19 protein-coding genes and 1 tRNA gene are annotated in these 16,253 nt (G+C 53.2%); 13 read left to right on the top strand and 7 right to left on the bottom strand.

Features of this window, described 5'->3' with window-relative positions:
* Nucleotides 1–15 precede the first annotated feature (15 nt).
* The 4 genes from dsbC to lysS all read left to right on the top strand — a co-directional run bounded on the left by dsbC (nucleotide 16) and on the right by lysS (nucleotide 5,184).
* Complete coding sequence (gene dsbC, locus ACMGG3_RS14210; RefSeq protein WP_020883731.1) at nucleotides 16–729, top strand: bifunctional protein-disulfide isomerase/oxidoreductase DsbC; 714 nt, start codon at nucleotides 16–18, stop codon at nucleotides 727–729.
* Between the two features lie 5 nt (nucleotides 730–734).
* Nucleotides 735–2,468, top strand: coding sequence for a single-stranded-DNA-specific exonuclease RecJ (recJ, locus tag ACMGG3_RS14205; RefSeq protein ID WP_414149266.1), 1,734 nt, complete (start codon nucleotides 735–737; stop codon nucleotides 2,466–2,468).
* Nucleotides 2,469–2,558: 90 nt separating this feature from the next.
* A protein-coding gene (prfB, locus tag ACMGG3_RS14200; RefSeq protein ID WP_104440355.1) for a peptide chain release factor 2 occupies nucleotides 2,559–3,657 on the top strand; the annotation gives its coding sequence in 2 pieces (ribosomal slippage) (nucleotides 2,559–2,633 and nucleotides 2,635–3,657; 1,098 coding nt in all).
* Between the two features lie 9 nt (nucleotides 3,658–3,666).
* Nucleotides 3,667–5,184 (top strand): lysine--tRNA ligase, encoded by a 1,518-nt coding sequence (gene lysS, locus ACMGG3_RS14195; protein ID WP_025203283.1) that lies wholly within the window; start codon nucleotides 3,667–3,669, stop codon nucleotides 5,182–5,184.
* 38 nt (nucleotides 5,185–5,222) lie between these two features.
* Here the strand turns inward: lysS and idi are convergent, their stop codons facing one another.
* Entirely contained in the window at nucleotides 5,223–5,765 is a 543-nt protein-coding gene (gene idi, locus ACMGG3_RS14190) for an isopentenyl-diphosphate Delta-isomerase (protein ID WP_020883734.1), read from the bottom strand.
* 25 nt (nucleotides 5,766–5,790) lie between these two features.
* On the opposite strand from idi, the gene ACMGG3_RS14185 reads away from it, so the two are divergent.
* The 7 genes from ACMGG3_RS14185 (at nucleotide 5,791) to ACMGG3_RS14155 (ending at nucleotide 8,924) form a co-directional block, all read left to right on the top strand.
* Nucleotides 5,791–5,946 (top strand): hypothetical protein, encoded by a 156-nt coding sequence (locus tag ACMGG3_RS14185; protein ID WP_153852832.1) that lies wholly within the window; start codon nucleotides 5,791–5,793, stop codon nucleotides 5,944–5,946.
* A complete protein-coding gene (gene actS, locus ACMGG3_RS14180) occupies nucleotides 5,928–6,668 on the top strand; it encodes an amidase activator ActS (RefSeq protein WP_032680337.1) in 741 nt (246 codons plus the stop codon). The genes ACMGG3_RS14185 and actS overlap by 19 nt, the downstream gene beginning before the upstream one ends.
* A gap of 80 nt (nucleotides 6,669–6,748) precedes the next feature.
* Nucleotides 6,749–6,822, top strand: a tRNA-Gly gene (locus ACMGG3_RS14175).
* A gap of 375 nt (nucleotides 6,823–7,197) precedes the next feature.
* Nucleotides 7,198–7,431 carry a hypothetical protein gene (locus ACMGG3_RS14170; RefSeq protein ID WP_080337681.1) on the top strand — a complete coding sequence of 78 codons (234 nt, stop codon included), beginning with the start codon at nucleotides 7,198–7,200 and terminating at the stop codon, nucleotides 7,429–7,431.
* Nucleotides 7,432–7,534: 103 nt separating this feature from the next.
* Entirely contained in the window at nucleotides 7,535–8,077 is a 543-nt protein-coding gene (locus ACMGG3_RS14165; RefSeq protein ID WP_014171503.1) for a type IV secretion protein Rhs, read from the top strand.
* A gap of 2 nt (nucleotides 8,078–8,079) precedes the next feature.
* Nucleotides 8,080–8,436 carry a putative T6SS immunity periplasmic lipoprotein gene (locus tag ACMGG3_RS14160; RefSeq protein WP_025203316.1) on the top strand — a complete coding sequence of 119 codons (357 nt, stop codon included), beginning with the start codon at nucleotides 8,080–8,082 and terminating at the stop codon, nucleotides 8,434–8,436.
* A gap of 380 nt (nucleotides 8,437–8,816) precedes the next feature.
* Nucleotides 8,817–8,924, top strand: coding sequence for an integrase core domain-containing protein (locus ACMGG3_RS14155; RefSeq protein ID WP_071820462.1), 108 nt, complete (start codon nucleotides 8,817–8,819; stop codon nucleotides 8,922–8,924).
* Between the two features lie 84 nt (nucleotides 8,925–9,008).
* Here ACMGG3_RS14155 and ACMGG3_RS14150 read toward each other — a convergent pair whose 3' ends face one another.
* From ACMGG3_RS14150 to ACMGG3_RS14125, 6 genes are all read right to left on the bottom strand, one after another.
* Nucleotides 9,009–9,221: a hypothetical protein gene (locus tag ACMGG3_RS14150; RefSeq protein ID WP_080346982.1), complete on the bottom strand. Its 213-nt coding sequence runs from the start codon at nucleotides 9,219–9,221 to the stop codon at nucleotides 9,009–9,011.
* Between the two features lie 69 nt (nucleotides 9,222–9,290).
* Entirely contained in the window at nucleotides 9,291–10,250 is a 960-nt protein-coding gene (locus tag ACMGG3_RS14145) for a LacI family DNA-binding transcriptional regulator (protein ID WP_025203317.1), read from the bottom strand.
* Nucleotides 10,251–10,327: 77 nt separating this feature from the next.
* Nucleotides 10,328–11,233 carry an ROK family protein gene (locus ACMGG3_RS14140; protein ID WP_414149265.1) on the bottom strand — a complete coding sequence of 302 codons (906 nt, stop codon included), beginning with the start codon at nucleotides 11,231–11,233 and terminating at the stop codon, nucleotides 10,328–10,330.
* 41 nt (nucleotides 11,234–11,274) lie between these two features.
* Nucleotides 11,275–11,604, bottom strand: coding sequence for a PTS lactose/cellobiose transporter subunit IIA (locus ACMGG3_RS14135; protein WP_072126471.1), 330 nt, complete (start codon nucleotides 11,602–11,604; stop codon nucleotides 11,275–11,277).
* A 2-nt stretch (nucleotides 11,605–11,606) separates the two neighbouring features.
* Entirely contained in the window at nucleotides 11,607–12,929 is a 1,323-nt protein-coding gene (locus ACMGG3_RS14130; protein ID WP_044867588.1) for a PTS sugar transporter subunit IIC, read from the bottom strand.
* A 14-nt stretch (nucleotides 12,930–12,943) separates the two neighbouring features.
* The gene (locus ACMGG3_RS14125) at nucleotides 12,944–13,255 is read right to left on the bottom strand and encodes a PTS sugar transporter subunit IIB (protein WP_014171497.1); all 312 of its coding nucleotides are present in this window, start codon (nucleotides 13,253–13,255) and stop codon (nucleotides 12,944–12,946) included.
* 169 nt (nucleotides 13,256–13,424) lie between these two features.
* Between ACMGG3_RS14125 and ACMGG3_RS14120 the strand changes: the two genes are divergently transcribed.
* Entirely contained in the window at nucleotides 13,425–14,696 is a 1,272-nt protein-coding gene (locus ACMGG3_RS14120) for a PTS sugar transporter subunit IIC (RefSeq protein ID WP_020883745.1), read from the top strand.
* A gap of 208 nt (nucleotides 14,697–14,904) precedes the next feature.
* Nucleotides 14,905–16,242 (top strand): maltoporin, encoded by a 1,338-nt coding sequence (locus tag ACMGG3_RS14115; RefSeq protein ID WP_025203318.1) that lies wholly within the window; start codon nucleotides 14,905–14,907, stop codon nucleotides 16,240–16,242.
* The last annotated feature ends 11 nt before the right edge of the window (nucleotides 16,243–16,253 follow it).

The following is a 16,253-nucleotide window of genomic DNA, read 5'->3' as shown; positions in this document are numbered from 1 at the left end:
GAATTAGGATCTTATATGAAAAAGTCTTTCGCGCTGTTCACCCTGCTGGCAGCCTCATTTACCGGTTTTGCCCATGCGGATGACGCCGCTATCAAACAGTCTCTGGCGAAGCTAGGCGTCACCAGCAGTGATATCCAGTCTGCACCGGTTGCCGGCATGAAAACGGTTCTGACGAACAGCGGCGTGCTGTACGTGACCGAAGACGGAAAACACATTATTCAGGGGCCAATGTACGACGTGAGCGGTGCACAGCCGGTCAACGTAACCAACCAGCTGCTGATGAAAAACCTGAACGCGCTCGAAAAAGAGATGATCGTTTATAAAGCGGCGCAGGAAAAACACGTCATTACCGTCTTCACCGACATCACCTGTGGCTACTGCCATAAGCTGCATGAAGAGATGAAAGATTACAACGCGCTGGGGATCACCGTGCGTTATCTGGCCTTCCCGCGCGCGGGCGTTGAGAGCAAGCCAGAGCAGGATATGAAAGCTATCTGGTGTGCGAAAGACCGCAACAAAGCCTTTGATGACGCGATGAATGGCAAAGGCGTGCAGCCTGCATCCTGCGACATTGATATCGCTAACCACTACGCGCTGGGTGTGCAGTTTGGGGTGAACGGTACGCCAGCGATTGTCCTGAGCAATGGCTATGTTGTTCCGGGTTATCAGGGACCTAAAGAGATGAAAGAGTTCCTCGACGCGCACCAGAAACAGTTTGGTGGTAAATAATTCGCGTGAAAGCCCCAATAAAACTGCGCCGCCGCGAGGCGGTTGAACATGCTGATTTGCCTGACGACCTCCCGCCGCTGCTAAAGCGGCTATACGCCAGCCGTGGCGTGCGTATCGCCGCCGACCTTGAGCGCAGCGTTAAAGGGATGTTGTCATGGCAGCAGTTAAACGGCATCGAAAAAGCCACAGAAATACTCTACAACGCGCTGTGTGAAGGTACGCGCATTGTGGTGGTGGGGGATTTTGATGCTGATGGCGCAACCAGTACCGCGCTGAGCGTGCTGAGCCTGCGCGCGCTGGGCTGCGCCAACGTGACATATCTGGTGCCGAACCGGTTTGAAGATGGTTACGGCCTCAGCCCGGAAGTGGTCGATCAGGCCCATGCCCGCGGCGCACAGCTGATTCTGACCGTAGATAACGGGATCTCTTCCCATGCGGGCGTCGATCATGCGCATCAGCTGGGGATCCCGGTGCTGGTTACCGATCACCACCTGCCGGGTGAAACGCTGCCTGCCGCGGAAGCGATCATCAACCCGAACCTGCGCGACTGCGATTTCCCGTCGAAATCACTCGCAGGCGTTGGCGTGGCATTTTATCTGATGCTGGCGTTACGCACGCTGCTGCGTGATAAGGGCTGGTTCGACGCCCGCGGTATTGCCGTGCCGAACCTGGCCGAGTATCTCGACCTGGTCGCACTGGGGACCGTCGCAGACGTGGTGCCGCTCGATACCAATAACCGTATTCTGACCTGGCAGGGCTTAAGCCGCATCCGGGCGGGCAAATGCCGTCCCGGTATCAAAGCGCTGCTTGAGATTGCTAACCGCGATCCGCTCAAGCTGGCGGCAAGCGATCTGGGCTTCGCTCTGGGGCCTCGCCTGAACGCGGCCGGCAGACTGGACGACATGTCCGTTGGCGTCGCGTTGCTGCTGTGCGACAACATTGGTGAAGCGCGCGTGCTGGCTAATGAGCTGGACGCCCTGAACCAGACCCGTAAAGAGATTGAACAGGGAATGCAGGTTGAAGCGCTGACCCTGTGCGAAAAACTGGAACGCAGCGGCGATACGCTGCCGGGCGGCCTGGCGATGTATCACCCTGAGTGGCATCAGGGCGTGGTGGGCATTCTGGCTTCGCGTATTAAAGAGCGTTTCCACCGCCCGGTCATTGCGTTTGCACCGGCTGGTGATGGCACCCTCAAAGGCTCCGGGCGTTCGATTCAGGGGCTGCACATGCGCGATGCGCTGGAGCGTCTGGATACCCTCTACCCGGGTCTGATGCTCAAGTTCGGCGGCCATGCCATGGCGGCAGGTTTGTCGCTGGAAGAGGCGAAGTTCGACGAGTTCCAGCGTTTGTTCGGCGAGCTGGTCACCGACTGGATTGACCCGGCCCTGCTGCAGGGCGAAGTGGTTTCCGACGGCGAACTCACGCCGGTTGAGATGACGATGGAAGTGGCACAGATGCTCCGGGATGCAGGGCCGTGGGGGCAGATGTTCCCGGAACCCCTGTTCGATGGCCGCTTCCGTCTGCTGCAACAGCGCATTGTTGGTGAGCGCCATCTGAAAGTGATGGTCGAGCCTGTAGGCGGTGGCCCGCTGCTGGACGGTATTGCCTTTAACGTCGATACCGCTGTCTGGCCGGACAACGGCGTGCGCGAAGTTGAGCTGGCATACAAACTGGATATAAACGAGTTCCGCGGTAACCGCACCCTTCAGATCATCATCGACAATATCTGGCCAATTTAGCGGCAGTAATCTCTATAAAAAAGGGCGTGGATTCGGTACAATCCCGCTCTTATCACCGCATTTTGACAAGTCCATAAAAGAAAACAGACCATGTTTGAAATTAATCCGGTAAAAAACCGTATTCAGGACCTCACGGAGCGCTCTGACGTTCTTAGGGGGTATCTTTGACTACGATGCCAAGAAAGAGCGTCTTGAAGAAGTAAACGCCGAGCTGGAACAGCCGGACGTCTGGAACGAACCTGAACGCGCGCAGGCGCTGGGTAAAGAGCGTTCCTCTCTCGAAGCTATCGTAGATACGCTGGATCAAATGGCTCAGGGGCTGGAAGATGTTTCCGGTTTACTGGAGCTGGCCGTCGAAGCTGACGACGAAGAAACCTTTAACGAAGCCGTGGCTGAACTCGACGTGCTCGAAGAGAAGCTGGCACAGCTTGAATTCCGTCGCATGTTCTCCGGTGAATACGATAACGCTGACTGCTATCTCGATATTCAGGCAGGTTCTGGCGGTACCGAAGCCCAGGACTGGGCCAGCATGCTGATGCGCATGTATCTGCGCTGGGCGGAAGCCCGCGGCTTCAAAACCGAAATCATCGAAGAGTCTGAAGGTGAAGTGGCCGGTATTAAATCTGTCACCATCAAGATTATTGGCGATTACGCCTACGGCTGGCTGCGTACCGAGACGGGGGTTCACCGCCTGGTGCGTAAGAGCCCGTTCGACTCCGGCGGCCGTCGTCACACCTCCTTCAGCTCCGCATTTGTCTATCCGGAAGTTGACGAAGATATCGATATCGACATCAACCCGGCGGATCTGCGTATCGACGTTTACCGCGCATCCGGCGCGGGTGGTCAGCACGTTAACCGTACGGAATCTGCGGTGCGTATCACCCACATTCCAACCGGGCTGGTGACGCAATGCCAGAACGACCGTTCCCAGCATAAGAACAAAGACCAGGCCATGAAGCAGATGAAAGCGAAGCTTTATGAACTGGAGATGCAGAAGAAAAATGCTGAGAAACAGGCGATGGAAGATAACAAATCTGACATCGGTTGGGGCAGCCAGATCCGTTCTTACGTCCTTGATGACTCCCGCATCAAAGACCTGCGTACCGGGGTTGAAACCCGTAACACGCAGGCGGTGCTGGACGGCAGCCTGGACCAATTTATCGAAGCAAGTTTGAAAGCAGGGTTATGAGGAACCAACATGTCTGAACAACAAGCACAGGGCGCTGACGCGGTAGTCGATCTTAATAACGAACTGAAAACCCGCCGCGAGAAGCTGGCAGCACTGCGCGAGCAGGGCGTGCCGTTCCCGAACGATTTTCGTCGTGACCATACCTCAGACCAACTGCACGCTGACTTCGACGGTAAAGAGAACGAAGAGCTGGAAGCGCTGAACATCGAAGTGGCCGTTGCTGGCCGCATGATGACCCGTCGTATCATGGGTAAAGCCTCCTTCGTGACGCTGCAGGACGTTGGCGGCCGTATTCAGCTGTACGTCTCCCGTGACGACCTGCCGGAAGGCATCTACAACGAGCAGTTCAAGAAGTGGGACCTGGGCGATATCCTGGGGGCGAAAGGTAAGCTGTTCAAAACCAAGACCGGTGAGCTGTCTATCCACTGCACCGAACTGCGTCTGCTGACCAAAGCCCTGCGCCCGTTGCCGGACAAATTCCATGGCCTGCAGGATCAGGAAGCGCGCTACCGTCAGCGTTACCTGGATCTCATCTCCAACGATGAATCCCGTAAGACCTTCAAGATTCGCTCTCAGATCATGGCCGGTATCCGCCAGTTCATGGTTAACCGCGACTTTATGGAAGTGGAAACCCCAATGATGCAGGTGATCCCGGGCGGCGCGTCTGCACGTCCGTTCATCACCCATCACAACGCCCTCGATCTGGACATGTACCTGCGTATCGCGCCGGAACTGTACCTGAAACGTCTGGTCGTCGGTGGTTTTGACCGCGTGTTCGAAATCAACCGTAACTTCCGTAACGAAGGCATCTCCGTGCGTCATAACCCAGAGTTCACCATGATGGAACTCTATATGGCGTATGCGGATTATAAAGATCTGATCGAGCTGACCGAATCACTGTTCCGTACCCTGGCGCAGGACATTCTGGGCACCACTAAAGTGCCTTACGGTGAAGAAGTCTTCGACTTCGGCAAGCCGTTCGAAAAACTGACCATGCGCGAAGCGATCATGAAATACCGTCCAGAAACCAACATGGCCGATCTGGATAACTTCGACTCTGCGAAAGCGATCGCGGAAAGCATCGGTATCAACGTTGAGAAGAGCTGGGGTCTGGGCCGTATCGTGACCGAGATCTTCGAAGAAGTGGCCGAAGCGCACCTGATTCAGCCGACCTTCATCACCGAATACCCGGCAGAAGTTTCTCCGCTGGCACGTCGTAATGATGTGAACCCGGAAATCACTGACCGCTTTGAGTTCTTCATCGGTGGCCGCGAAATCGGCAACGGCTTTAGCGAGCTGAACGATGCAGAAGATCAGGCTCAGCGCTTCCAGGATCAGGTTAACGCGAAAGCGGCGGGCGATGACGAAGCGATGTTCTTCGACGAAGACTATGTGACTGCGCTGGAGCACGGTCTGCCACCAACCGCAGGTCTGGGGATTGGTATCGACCGTATGGTTATGCTGTTCACTAACAGCCACACCATCCGTGATGTGATCCTGTTCCCGGCGATGCGCCCGGTGAAGTAAGCCGTTAAGACAGTAAAAAAGCCCCGAAAGGGGCTTTTTTATTGCGCCGCGAAGGCCCTGAGCGCGTCGCGGGCGACCGTCGCTTCCTGCACCATCCACGGGCTAAAGCTCCAGGGGGCAGCGTCCAGTGCGCGGAACAACGCTTCCAGCTCGACCCATTCATACTCCATCACTTCATCGTGATTAATATGCAGTTCGCTGGTGACGCGTGCTGCGAATACCGGGCAAATCTCGTTCTCCACGATCCCCGAAGGATCGGCTTCACGATAACGGAACTCAGAGGCGATGGGAGTGATATTGGCGATCTCCGCGCCAACCTCAAAGCGGCAACGGCGGATGATAGCCTGTTCCGTCTTTTCACCAGACTGAGGATGTCCACAAACGGAGTTGGTCCAGACACCTGGCCAGGCTTTTTTGCTTAAGGCGCGTCGGGTAACCAGACACTCACCTCTGGCGTTAAAAAGCCACGATGAGAAAGCCAGGTGCAGCGGGGTGTGGGCGGTGTGGGCGGCGTACTTTTCCTGAGTGCCAATCACCATTCCCTGGTCATTTACCAAAATAACGTGTTCTTGAATACTCATTGATGCTCCAGTGCCAACGATGCGGATGGCTCAGCACCATCAGCAGCTGCATTATACCGCATTCCTCCATGCGCCGTTTGCTCTCAAGAGCGGAAAAGGGCTGACCCATATCAGTCTGGGCTGGTATCATAGTGCGCCATTCACGCTGACCGAGGATCTGTTTTGTTTGCAGGAAGCCTGACGAGAAATCCCATTACCGCCGTTTTTTGTCTGACGCTGACGCTATTACTGGCAGGCTGTTCAGGAAGCAAGTCGTCGGATATGGGCAGCTATTCCGGTGCGGTCTATACCGTTAAGCGCGGGGATACGCTGTATCGGATTTCGCGCGCAACGGGGACCAGCGTGAAGGATCTGGCGCGTCTGAATAACATCTCTCCACCCTACACTATCGAGGTGGGGCAGAAACTGAAGGTTAACGGTGGCGCGTCTTCAACGAAGAAATCCTCTAAAGGCAAAACAGCCAAAGTGACGCCGTCTTACGCGGTGCCGCAGTCCTCATGGCCTCCGGTCGGCCAGCGTTGCTGGGTCTGGCCTGCCAGCGGCAAGGTCGTGTTGCCTTACTCCTTGTCTGAGGGAGGCAATAAAGGCATTGATATCGCTGCTGCGCGCGGCACGCCAGTCTATGCATCAGGGGCAGGGAAGGTGGTCTACGTCGGCAACCAGCTGCGCGGTTACGGTAACCTGATCATGATTAAACATGGGGAAGATTACATCACTGCCTATGCCCACAACGATACGATGCTGGTGAACAACGGGCAGAATGTGAAGGCTGGGCAGAAGATTGCCACCATGGGCAGTACCGGCACGGACTCGGTGAAGTTACACTTCCAGATCCGCTATCGCGCCACAGCCATCGATCCGCAGCGTTATCTTCCGGTGCCAGGCAGCAAGCCAAAGTGCTAAGTGATTATATAATCGCCATTTAGTTGCAAAGAGGCTTGTATGAAGAGGCGTAAGGTCTATAATGCCTTACGCACCTCAAAGCGGGCGTAGTTCAATGGTAGAACGAGAGCTTCCCAAGCTCTATACGAGGGTTCGATTCCCTTCGCCCGCTCCAGAATCTCCCTTTCTGAAAAAGCCCTTTAAATCTTTCTCTATCAGCAAATTAAATAGTTACCTGTTTTAGTCGCCTATGGGGTCTACCATTATGATCCGTCCCTGGTAACTGTCACGCTAAGTTACACGGTGAGATGACAGGATAACTCAGCGTTGGCGGCAGTTGCATCCTCACACCGCGATAGTGAAACGTGAAAAAAACCTATCCTGGCATTGTTATGATATCGACAGACTGATCACTCGCATTAAAGCCCGATATACAGGCTCTTCCAGCGCTTCGACAGATATACGAGCACACCTGATAAGGTGTGATCCCTCAGACAATCTGATGAAGTCGCTACGCTCTGCTTGTTGCTTGTACCACTAACGGGGCTTTATGGCTGCTATTGTCCAAAATCTGTTAGTTGCGCATTTTATGCACCCTGGATACCCTGAGATTAATCCTATTAACTCAAGGGTGAGCATGGCTATCGGGAAGAGACAGAACCAAAAGGAATCACCTGAAGAAGAGTTAGATCGCTTGCTGGATGAGCTTGAACTCACACAAGAGCAACGAGAGTTTATAGAATCTATGCGGCAAGAGGAGGGGGATAAAAGCAACGGGGAGTAGTGTTTGCACCGTCACTGCGTTTGATGAATGGCTAAAGTTCGCGTATAGACTATTTCGAATTATGATTTTACGATGTAGATAAATCATACAAGGAGGGCAGTTTATGAGCGCGCAGGCGGAGGAAGGTACATTACGCCGGATGACGTTAGGCGAGATTGCAATGGCTCGTAGGGTGTTCGGAGATTCAATAGTTTATAGCCGTGTCTGGATTCATTGCGACAGCTATTTACCCTTCGGACTTCAGAAACAAAACTATGCGATGACTCCCAACGGAGAGTTATGGTACAGAAAGTCGATGTACAGAGAAGATTTTTCCGCAAACTCTGTTTTCATCGAAGATAAATACGTTTTCATCCACGAACTGGGGCATGTGTGGCAACACCAACATGGGCAATGGGTGAGAGTGAGGGGGGCTTTTAGCTGGGCTGCTGAATATACCTACAAGCTGGATAAAGAAAAGCTCACTGATTACTCTCTTGAACAGCAAGCCTCTATTTTGGCTGATTACTGGTTACTGCTGGTTTATGGTATCAATAAGTGGTCTTACTATCAGAGACCAGGGCGCATGGGGATGTACAGGGGCGTTGATATGTCGCAGGATGTCCCCTCGCTTTATCAGAAAATCGTAACAGGGAAGGGGCGTTAAACATGAAGAATAAAATATTGCTGGGTGTTGTATTCCTCTTAACGGGATGCCCTGGGCCTGGTGATCGAATGGTAGATCGCGAATCTACAACGGCATTAATCAAAGATAATCAAGTTTGTGTGGTGTCACCACTGGAGCCGCAGGAACGGATCACTGCTATTCAAATCAATAGCGATAATAGCGACTCTCTTCACAAGATTTTCGATGACAAGCCTGTTTATGTACCGAAGGGTGAGTGTCTTCCAGTATTTGGATTTAAATTTACATCTGGAAAACGATATAACTTCGCGTATGACGTCCAATCTGATAAGTCAGAATCGCATTTAGTCACCGCAGAATTTTCGTATCCCAAAGGATAAGGGGGGCAGAATGTCCCCAAGATCTTACTTCTTCAAGTCACCAGTATATTGATATTCCATTGTGACTATTGTTTCCATACATCCGCTTGAGGATGGTTGAGAACAAACTCAGGTATAACCGCCGTGACCTGCTCCCCATTCATTAACACATCACAATGTAAGTTATATCTGTATAAACCACATGAGAACATCCCCTTAAAAAAGTGTTTTTTACAAACACATCATCTTTATCCTCCGCCAGGCCAGACCGGGGTTTTGCATTGAAACGCTGTCTTAAGGATGCTATTTAAGACGCCATCTTCTGGAACTTATGCAAGAAGTCTGGCGGTATGGAAGTATCCGAAGTGAAGCGGGAAGCCGTGGGTGTTATGTCTGAGTGAATATGGATTCAGCGATATTTTCATGCCCGGAAAATCATAAATGGCTTGCGGCAGGGCTATAACGAGTACAGACCTCATTTATCGCTTAATGACCAGACTCCATCTTAATTTGTCGCAGGACTGACTTTTAATCAAAAAAATAAGGGGGGTAAATTCTTACCGCCTGGTAATAACTCCACCCCTTCAAAAAAATCAGGACTGTTTTACCGCTTTACTCTGTGGGCAATCGTTGCCGCCCTGCATCACAACCTTTTCACTGCGCGCAGCATCGCCATACACGCATAACGTACCTTCATCGGTATGAATTTGCTCTTTCAGCGGCAGGGGCGTTTCCTGGGCGATGGCATAGCAGGAGAGCGCCGGGAAAAGGGTGAGGGCACTTATGAACAGAAAGGTTTTCATCATCTCGCTCCAGAACAGGGATAACGTTTACTGTGTTATCACACCCTTAAGCCGGCAATCGCTGCGTACCCGCTAGCTTTTTTCCATCACCGACTGGCGAGGTGTGAGTTTACCAATCACGGGGGAGAGCTCTGACGTGCGAACAGGTCGGCCATCCACCAGGCTTTTAATGCGCTCAACGCACTGAGTGAGCAACTGATCCATTGGCCACGAGATACAGGTCAGCTGTGGATAGAGCTGGGTTGCCAGAGGTGAATCTTCCAGACTCAGCAGCGATACTTCCTGCGGAACGGAAATGCCAAATTCCCGGAACAGACGCATCGCTTCAGCGGCATAGGCATCACGTTTAACCACAATGGCGGAAAACTTGCTCAGGCTGTTGATGAGCGTCAGCAGCGCCTGTTCAACATCTTCATTCGCCGTTAACACCAGCTGGCGATTAAACGGCAAAGAGTAGTTTTGCAGGACGTTGCGATAGCCTTCCACCATCTTTTTACTGTTGTCATCGTGTTCGCTGTCAATCACCAGTGCGATATTGCGATGGCCCTTGCCCGTCATGTAACGACAGGCGCTTTCCGTCGCAAAGGCAAAGTCATATCCCTGAGGTTTCGCATCCACCACAGGACGATCGAAGGAGATAACATTCTCTGCGCTACCGGCTGCAACCGGCCCAAAGACTACGACAGCAACGCACTGGCGCTGAAGATCATCGACGGTGACAGCCTGCTCAACAGGATCGTTTACGTACTCTACGATGAGCGTTTTATTCAACGCTTTCATGGCGCGGGAGAGCGCAGGCAGCAAACGTGCTCCGCTGCTTTCATCCTTCGCAGAGAGAACCAGACCAACGTAGCTTGATGACTGACTTGCCAGGTTTTGCGCGGCAAAGCTTGGGCGATAATTAAGCTCTTCTACGGCGCGCAGCACGGCTTCACGGCTCTCTTCGCGCACGCCGCGCGTCCCCGTCAACACGCGTGAGACGGTTGCTCGTGAGACATTGGCTAATCGTGATACATCGTCAATCGTTGGCATAGCATTTTCTGCGTGGTGGGTTTTGGTTATCTTAACATAACCCACCTTAAGAATCTTAGCGCCCCCCACAGGCGGTTTCACGTCTGCGCGGCGTGCAAACCCGGTAGCCACGCCGCGCCACGCACGCCACTGGCGTCGCCGTAACGGGCCGGGACGATACGGGTACGGCAGCTTTCCGAGAAGATGTAGGGCCTGATGGCGGCCGGAAGTTCGTCGTACAGCTGGCTGACATTTGATAACCCACCGCCCAACACAATAACCTGCGGATCAAGAATATTGATCACCGAGGCCAGACTGCGGGCAAAAGCGTCGATAAAGTGTCGCCAATGGGCCCGCGCGGTCAGGTCTCCCTGGGCCGCCGCTTCAATGATGGCCTGCGCGCTCAGTTCGCTGGGATAACGGCGGGCAAAGCCGGTGCCAGAGATAAAGGTTTCGATACAGTTATGTTTCCCGCAATAGCAGGACTGCGCCGGACCATCCGTCTCGGGGGCATAGCCAGGCAACGGGTTATGTCCCCATTCGCCAGCGATGGCGTTTAGCCCCTGAAGCAGACGCTTATGTACCGCCACGCCACCGCCGCATCCGGTACCGACAATTACGCCAAAGACGGTTTCTGCTTCTGCGCCTGCGCCATCAACCGCTTCAGACAGCGTGAAGCAGTCCGCGTCATTGGCTATCCACACGGGCTGATTGAGCTGCTTTGCTAAATCATGCTTCAGGTCGTGACCGTTGAGCACCAGGCAGTTGCAGTTTTTAATTAGCCCGCTTTGTGGGTCGATGGCCCCCGGCAGGCCAATACCGATACTGAATGGCACTTCACCTACCGCGCGCGCTTCACCGATAAACGCCAGCAGATGGTGCATAAAGGCGTCATAACTCTCTTTTTGCGTCGGACGACGCTCACGCCAAAGGCATTCGCCCTGAGGCGAAAGCAGGACGGCTTCCATTTTTGTGCCGCCAATATCGAGTCCAAGATAGTGCATACGTTCCTCGAAAAGGAGAGGCCAGCGCCTCTTCTGAATGGTTATGCCTGACGAGTGCGGTACAGCTCGATCAGCTCCGTCACCAGTTCTTTCGCCAGAATCGAGGTCATCAAATGATCCTGAGCGTGCACCATCACCAGCGTCATTTTGGTTTTGCCTTCCCCTTCGTCAGCTTCGATCAGTTGGGTTTGCACCAGATGCGCTTCACGGCCGAAGTGCGCCGCCTCTTTCATCCGCGCGTCGGCTGAGGCAAAGTCACCTTTTTTTGCGAAGCCAAGCGCTTCGTAGCAGAGACTGCGTGACTGACCGGCATTGATAATAATGCCCATGACCTGTTCTTCTAATTCCATCAGTAACCTCTGTGTTTTCACTATCAGGCGGACTGTGCCGCTTCTTCAGATTGTTCAACCGAATTTTCATGCTCTTGTTCCAGCAGCTGCTTCTCGTACGCTTTGAGGAACGGGAAGTACATGGCCGCTGAGGTAACCATGCACAGCAGGCAGAGGATCACCGGGCTAAAACTCCAGTTGGCTGCCCAGGATGCGCCGATAGGGGCAGGCGTTGTCCACGGTGTCATCGAGACCACGCGACTGACCAGGTCGAAATCAAGGGCAAAATAGGCGAGGGTGGCATTGACCATCGGAACCAGCACGAACGGCAGGAAAAAGAGCGGATTCATGATGATAGGGGCACCGAATAAAATCGGTTCGTTGATATTAAACATCCCCGGTACCACGCCCATACGCCCAATGGTACGCAGATGCACCGCTTTGCTGCGCAGCAGCAGTAACGCCAGCGGCAGCGTGGAGCCGACCCCGCCAATCAGCAGGTAGTGATCCCAGAATCCCTGAACGTAAATGTGCGGGATCGCCTGACCGGCAGCCATTGCTGCCTGGTTAACCGACAAGTTCGCCATCCAGAACGGGTTCATAATTCCGGTGACAATCAGCGCGCCGTGGATGCCCGCAAACCACAGAACCTGGCACACCAGCACCGAGAGCAGAATGGCAGGCAGCGTATCGGAGGCGGCAACCAGCGGTTTCACCAGCGACATAATCGCTTCCGGAATAATCATGCCGAGCTGGGCCTCAATGAAGAGGTTGAGCGGGTGCAGAGTGACAACAATTGCCAGCACCGGGATCAGAATTTCGAACGAACGCGCAACGCCCGTAGGCACTTCTGGCGGCAGGCGGATGGTAATATTGTGACGCTTCAGGAAGGCATACAGCTCGGTAGAGTAGATAGCCACCAGAATGGCCGTGAAGATCCCTTGCCCGGAGAAATAGGCGGTAGAAATCTGTCCGTCTTTTAACGGCGCAGCCACCAGCAGAAATGCCATCAGCGACAGCATGCCGGCGGTAAGGGCATCCAGATCGTGATGTTTGGCCAGGCTCGCGGCGATCCCGACTGAAATGAAGATCGTCATGATCCCCATGCTGAAGTTGAACGGCAGCATCAGGGCTTCACGGTGATCCAAGGAGAATTGCAGCCATGCCCGGGCGAAACCCCAGGACGTGTCGGGTGAGAAGGGCGGGAAAATAAACACCAGCATAAAGGAACCGACGATCATGAACGGCAGGGCGGTGATAAAGCCGTCACGAATCGAGGTCACATACTTCTGCTGCCCGACGGCGCCTGCCATCGGGGTAATTTTCTGTTCAATGACCTGGATAAGTTTCGCGTACAGAGAGCTCATGGGTTTTCCCTTCGTTATTTGTTATCTATCAGGGAGAGGGCGAAATCGAGAACGGCGCCCCCTTTTTGCATGCCGTAATCCATCATGTTGATAGGCTCAACACGGATCCCGTATTTATCAGCTTGTTTCTGAAGATCGCTTTGCATGTACTTCACCTGCGGTCCAAGCAGCACCACCTGATAGTGACCGACCTGCTCGGCGAATTCGGCCACGCCAAACGCTTTGATCTCCGCTTCCAGGCCACGCTTTTGCGCTTCGTCGACCATTTTTTTCACCAGCAGGCTGGTGGACATCCCGGCAGAACAACACAACATGATTTTTTTCATAACGTCTCCTTTGAACTTATGGCTGGAATATAGTCATCATGGAACAAAACGGAAAGCGCTTTCCGTTGGTGGATAAGGTAATTGTGACCGCGATCACCTGAGGGAATCTTTCACTTTGTCCGGATGTGCGAGATCATCGCGGCTATTCACGAACTATTAAGGTCGAGTTATGAACATTCATTTGATGAATGTTGCTGTGGATTTGATTGAGCAACGTCTCACACCAGCAGCCAATATAATCACCAGAAATCAACATATTACCGCGATGCGGGACGGCTTTTCCCTCGCCATGCCTTTTGTGATTGTGGGAAGCCTGATGGTGCCACTGCTGTTTCCACCGTTCGCCATTTCAAGTGCATCGCGCCTCGGACACGTCTATCTGCTGCTGCGTCCGATGCTGTTGCCAACCTTTGAGCTGACGCTCGGACTGGTGGCGCTGATTGTCGCGTTTGGTGCCAGCGCCAGTCTGGCCAAGCAGTATCAACTGCCGGAACGGCTGTGTGGGCTCACCGGCTGCCTCTCCTTTTTGCTGTTCATTGGCTTTCGGGATAACGGTGCAACGAATATTTTTCTGGGCGGGATGGGGCTTTTCACTGCGCTCATTTCAAGTGCTTACTCTATTGAAATAATAAGGTTTTTCTACAAAAGAGGGTGGTGCATTCGTCTGCCGGAGGAGGTACCGGTGATGACGCGAAATGGTTTCCAGCTGCTGATGCCGCTGCTGGTGATCATGCTCTCCATTAGCGTAATGAATGCCGTGATGCTGCAGACGACCGGACAAATTTTGCCGCAGCTGATTGGCGAGGCGTTACGCCCGCTTATCGTGGCATCCGATACCCTTACGGCTGTGCTTATCTCCTTGTTTCTATGTAATCTTTTATGGTTCGTCGGTATTCATGGCGCCCTGATCATTACGGGCATCATGAACCCGTTCTGGCTCACCTATCTGTTTGAAAACCAGCGGGCCCTGGCCGCCGGGGAAGCCGTGCTGCCCCATATTTATCTGCAGGGATTCTGGGATTTTTATCTGCTGATTGGCGGTATCGGCTCTACGCTGCCGCTGGTCTTTATGGCGATGCGAAGCCGATCCCGGCAGTTGAAGAGCGTCGGGAAAATTGGCCTTCTGCCGTCGCTGTTCAACATTAACGAGCCGATATTGTTTGGTTTCCCCGTCATCATGAACCCGGTTTTTTTACTGCCCTTTGTGTTTGTACCACTGATAAATGCCTGTATAGCTTGGTATTTAACCCAGCTTGGCGTGCTCGACAGAGCCGTCGCCATGCTGCCCTGGTCTATGCCTTCACCGCTGGGCGCAGCCTGGTCGGCGAACGGCAGCTGGAAAAATATGTGCATGTGCCTGTTCGCCTTTTTTAATGCATGGATGCTCTATCGCCCCTTCTTCAAGGTTCATGAACGCCAGTTGATGCAGCTGGAAAAATAATCCCCGCCTCCCTGCTTCTGCCCGTTCCTGATGGGCAGAAGGTTATTTCGTGACATTCTTCACAAAAATTTTCTCTTTGATCTTAAATTTGTGATTCAATCCGGCAAACATGGAAAGCGCTTTCCGTTTGTGGATGTACATTTCCGAATTTGATCCTTACATTTCCCCTGCACGTTTAACCGTGAAAATAAAAATTCAAAGGGAACCTATGCAAACGTTAATGAAATCAATACCTCTGTCCTTGATTGCTCTTACTGTCATCAGCGGTTATGCCAGCGCCGATGAGAAATATGATTTCGCCCTCCACGGCTATTTACGCTCGGGTATTCTTGCCAATAGCGATGGCAACCGGGTCGATTCGGTGGGGCTGATGCCTGACGGGAAATGGCGTCTGGGTAACGAAGAAGATACCAAAATTGAGCTGATCCCGACGGTGACGCTGAAGTCGGATTCAGGTGCAGTCGCACGTATTCAGGCCAACCTGACGCACCAGACCAAATGTACTGCCGACTGGAACTGTACTGACGATGACGGCAAAGAGACCCAGTTCCGCGAAGGGTTTGCTGAATTAACGAATCTCGATTTTGCCCCGGACATGACCTTCTGGGCCGGTAAACGCTATAGCAGCTCCAACCTTTCCAGCCACCAGTTCGACTGGGAGTACATTCAGTACAACGGAACCGGGGGCGGGTTCGATAACCTGGACTTAGGCTTTGCGCGCTTTGATGCGGGTGTGTATGCCTTCTCGACCACCGACGAAGCCAAAGCTTATCCGGTAGATCTGGGGGATCAGGGCTATCCGGACGACTATTCGCTTAACCTGTGGTTTAAAAAGATCGGCGGCACCGGGCTCGATGTCGAACTTATCGGCCACCACATGAACCGCAATGAAAACCATCCTACCTCGGCTGAGAAGGGGTACGGCGTGACGGCGCTGTACAACTTTGACAGCTTCTACGGCCTGACCAACGGATACTCCCGCATCGCTTTCCAGTATGGCAAAGGCCTGGCCGCCGCGGATTCGCTGGGTAAAAACGGCTGGGGCTGGGCAAACCTTGAGGATACGCAATCCTGGCGCGTCGTGCTGGACAGCATGGCCAACCTGGGTGACGTGGAGGTATCGACCTTTGCGTTTTATCAGAAAGACAAAAACTACCGCTGGTGGACCAACGACGATGACGGCTGGGGACGTTCCATGTGGGTCGCGGGTATCCGTCCGTATCATCAGATAACCAAAAACTTCGCCATGCAATATGAGGTGGGCTACGAATATCTGGATGATAAAAACTACATGGGCGTAAACGGTAAAGGGAAAGGTGGGCTGACCAAGGTGACCATTGCGCCGACCCTGACCTTTGATTCAGGTTTCTGGAGCCGTCCGCAACTGCGCTTCTTTGCCACCTACGCAAAATGGGATAAAGGCGTCTCGGATGCGATGGACAGAAATTACGACTGGAGCACTGGCACCCTGAGTCCGGGGGGATATTCACGTAGCGGCGATACCGATACGCTGAATTTTGGTGTGCAGGCTGAAGTCTGGTTCTGAGGAGAAAAGAG

The sequence above is a fragment of the Enterobacter sp. BNK-18 genome (genome assembly GCF_047456135.1).
GTDB classification, from domain to species: Bacteria; Pseudomonadota; Gammaproteobacteria; order Enterobacterales; family Enterobacteriaceae; genus Enterobacter; species Enterobacter ludwigii.
The sequence above is the reverse complement of the archived record's forward strand: the minus strand, read 5'-3'. Positions and strand labels throughout refer to the sequence as shown.